Origin of the sequence: Caballeronia sp., assembly GCF_028292365.1 — a bacterium.
Lineage (GTDB): Bacteria > Pseudomonadota > Gammaproteobacteria > Burkholderiales > Burkholderiaceae > Caballeronia.
Genome location: NZ_JAQGMM010000259.1, coordinates 1 through 3,122 on the forward strand (window position 1 = coordinate 1; position 3,122 = coordinate 3,122).

A 3,122-nucleotide genomic window follows, 5' to 3' on the forward strand; every position below is an offset into this window, starting at 1 on the left:
ATGCGGACAGGCGCTGGTCGTCCACCGCACCACCGACGGTGAAGTGATACAGGCTTTGCCAGGCGTGACCCTCCACTCCGAGCAGTGTGTGCATTTCATCATCGAAAAAACAGCCAATCCCCGTGGCGCGTACGCCGGCGGCTTCGGCTTCAAGATAGAGCGCTTGGCCGAGAACGCCACATTCCCAGAAGAGGTGGCGATAACGCCATGGTTGCTTCAACGCGATGTCGAATGTCGCGATCATCCCCAGTGCAAAGCAGGAATCGGCGCCGATATCCTGATGGCAGCAGATCAACTTTGCCGCGGCACGCAAATCGTAAGGCAGCAAAAAATAAAGTGGCAGATGGTCCGGACCCGCCTTCTGCCACAGCCATTCTGGACGCATAGTTTGCTTGAGATTCGGCAGCGCTCCCGGATTTCTCACGAACATATACAGGCCCGGCTCCAGGCCATCGACGTGATGCACCAATAGCGCCGCATGCACCGCGGCAGGAGACAGCAGTGCATTCCACGGTGGCGTGTTACGGCGTACCAACAGGCACGCCAGCATGCTAAAAAAGGCTGCGGCGGTGATGCGCGTCACGCCATCGAAATTCACAGCGCTGCGACGCTGCCGGGCGATCCGGGCAAAGCTGAGATCGACGGCAGGCATCTCGGGCGACGGACATTGAGCCGGCGTCAGCAGGCTCGGCTCGCAAGTACGGGACTTATGGGTGACGCGATGAATCGAATCGATATCCGGCCACGTCACATGTCCCGAGCTTAGCTGATTCGCGCAACCGCGCCACTGCGCCTTATCCAAAGCAGTCAGCATGCGCTCAAGATCAGGTCGTAGTTCGGGCTTGCCGATCCAAAGCAGGACATCTGGCGCCTCTCTTTCGGCCGCGCCGAAATCTTCGCTGCGGTCCAATCCAAGCAAGCCGGCCACAGCATCATCCGCCGCCACCTCCACCAGCCGCGTCTGCCAGCCGAGCGCTGCCGCTGCATAAGTTACCGCTGCGATGACATGGCCGCAATCCTGCTGGCAGTAGCGCCAGGCGCGCATGCCGTATTTCCACGCCTCGCGCCAGTGGATCGAACTTATGCCGACCAGAACACCGCCGTTCGAGAATGCCTCGGTCCATCGCGGATCATCCACTGCAGCGCGATGTTCAAATACATGGTCTCGGCTCAGGTAGTGGTAGACCCCTGCGGACAACCCGGACAGAGGCGGACACAGAAGATAGCTTTCCGTTGGATGCAGATTCCCGCTCGACGGGTTGCAGCGCAGCGCCCACCGCTGGGCGTCATAGGCTTTCCAAGCCGACAGGCCCAGCGAGAGTTCGAACAGGATTGCCAGATTGGAAAGATCAAATCTGCGCGGCGGTGGCAGGGCGCCGCGGCGCAGCTCGTTGTAGCGTGTAGAGAGCGTATCTGCGGCTAAGGGCAGACCGATGCGCGGTGCGCCGCGAAACACCCGGAACGGATCCGGCTGGTTTGTCCAGTCAAGTCCCCTGGGACCAGGAGCGTAGTGGTCGAGGCGATGCTTACTGCGTTCGTGATATTCAAGCAGCTCATGTTGTAACCGATCCATATTCCCCTCGGCTTAGGAGTCTCCGGATATGTTGTGCGCGTTGCCCTGGGTGTCTCGTCTCGAGTGTCTTCTCAGACGTGACAAAATAGGCACATCGCAGACGAAAGCGATCTTTTGTGCTGCAGCACGCCACCGCGAGGTGGCATGCGGTGCGCAGCGCGCTGCCTATCCGATTCACCAGGAGGTCCGTCATGTCCGTCAGCCAATGCCCAACTTGCGGCGCCATCGTGCCGCAGTACGACACCGTCAACACAGTCAGCGAGGGACACGGCGACCGATTGTTGTGCACCGCCTGCTTCAACCGAGAAATGGCTCGCCACACCGGCCTTGATGATTTCGGTGAGGTCAAGTTTAAACCGGTCCACCTGTCCGATGCCAATGGAACCGTCCACGAATTCCATTTTCGAAGTCTTTTGTTTGGCGACAAACTTTCTCTGGAGGCATTCGACTCGACGAGCGAGGAAGAACCATCGGGATATCGCTTTCAGATCCTCGGCGATCCGCTATCGGATCAATTCGTTTTGCTGGGAAAGCTGATTGAAAAGATGCGCCGTTTGCTTGCGGTCGTCCACATAAGGGATGGCGATCTCGGATTGAAGATTGTCGACGAAACCGTCCGCGGCAGAATCGAATGGGACGGTGGCGTGAATTCACGTAGGCCATGCGTCGTCATAGATGGTCGCCGCGTCGAGTGGGACCAACTCGGACGCATGCTGATGCCGTTTGAAGGATGGCAGTTCAAGCTGGAAGTGCGCGATCCGAGTGACGAAATTTGAAGTGTGGTGGCCGCAATCAAGTTCGATGTACTGCCGCGCAGTTTCGGCCGGTGACGCAATGCGGATCCAACTGAACCTGAGAGCCTGTGGGCCGAACAAGTACGCGCCTAAAACCGGATTTGGGATGGTTTGAAGTTCATCCACTTGTCAAGCCTTGAACGCGTCTACGAAATAAGTCATGAGCGAATATCAATACTATGAGTTTGCCGCGGTTGATCAACTACTGACGGAGCAAGCTCAATCCGAATTGAGAAGCCGCTCCACACGAGCGACGATCACGCCATCGGGCTTTATCAACGAATATCACTGGGGCAATCTGAAGGGTGAACCGCTTGACTGGGTCGAGCGGTTTTTCGACGCTCATGTCTATTCCTCGAGTTGGGGAAATTGCCGCCTGCTGCTCCGTATCCCACGGGACGTCATCGACGCGAAGCTCATACTCGACTGCGTAGGTTCCCCGACTCTCTCGGCGAGCGCTTCCATGCCGACGGCTTTTGAGGTAAATCAAACGGCTCAGCACTCGATTCTTGACTGGTCGTTCAACGACGATTCCGGCGAACACGCCAGATTCTATGAACAGGCAGACGGTCCGGGTTGGATGGCAAGGCTGTTGCCTTTGCGTGATGAACTACTAAGAGGCGACACACGCCCCCTGTACCTCGGCTGGCTCGCCCGGCTAGGCAATGGCGAACTCCGCGACAGCGACCGTGAACCCCCGTTGCCGAACGGGCTGCAAACACTGACGCCTGCGCAGGCATCATTGGCAGAGTTCA

2 protein-coding genes and 1 pseudogene are annotated in these 3,122 nt (G+C 58.0%); 2 read left to right on the top strand and 1 reads right to left on the bottom strand.

Annotated features, from left to right (window positions below):
• A partial coding sequence (locus JWR14_RS16375; RefSeq protein ID WP_299708542.1) for a SagB/ThcOx family dehydrogenase occupies positions 1 to 1,573 on the bottom strand: 1,573 nt, incomplete at its 3' end.
• A gap of 191 nt (positions 1,574 to 1,764) precedes the next feature.
• Here JWR14_RS16375 and JWR14_RS16380 point away from each other — a divergent pair.
• A complete protein-coding gene (locus JWR14_RS16380) occupies positions 1,765 to 2,349 on the top strand; it encodes a hypothetical protein (protein WP_299708544.1) in 585 nt (194 codons plus the stop codon).
• Positions 2,350 to 2,527: 178 nt separating this feature from the next.
• Positions 2,528 to 3,122 (top strand): annotated as a pseudogene (locus JWR14_RS16385) (hypothetical protein); the annotation flags it as partial.

Coding starts and splice junctions, on each gene's coding strand:
- JWR14_RS16380 (WP_299708544.1), top strand. CDS start 1,765: ATGTCCGTCAGCCAATGCCCAACTTGCGGCGCCATCGTGCCGCAGTAC.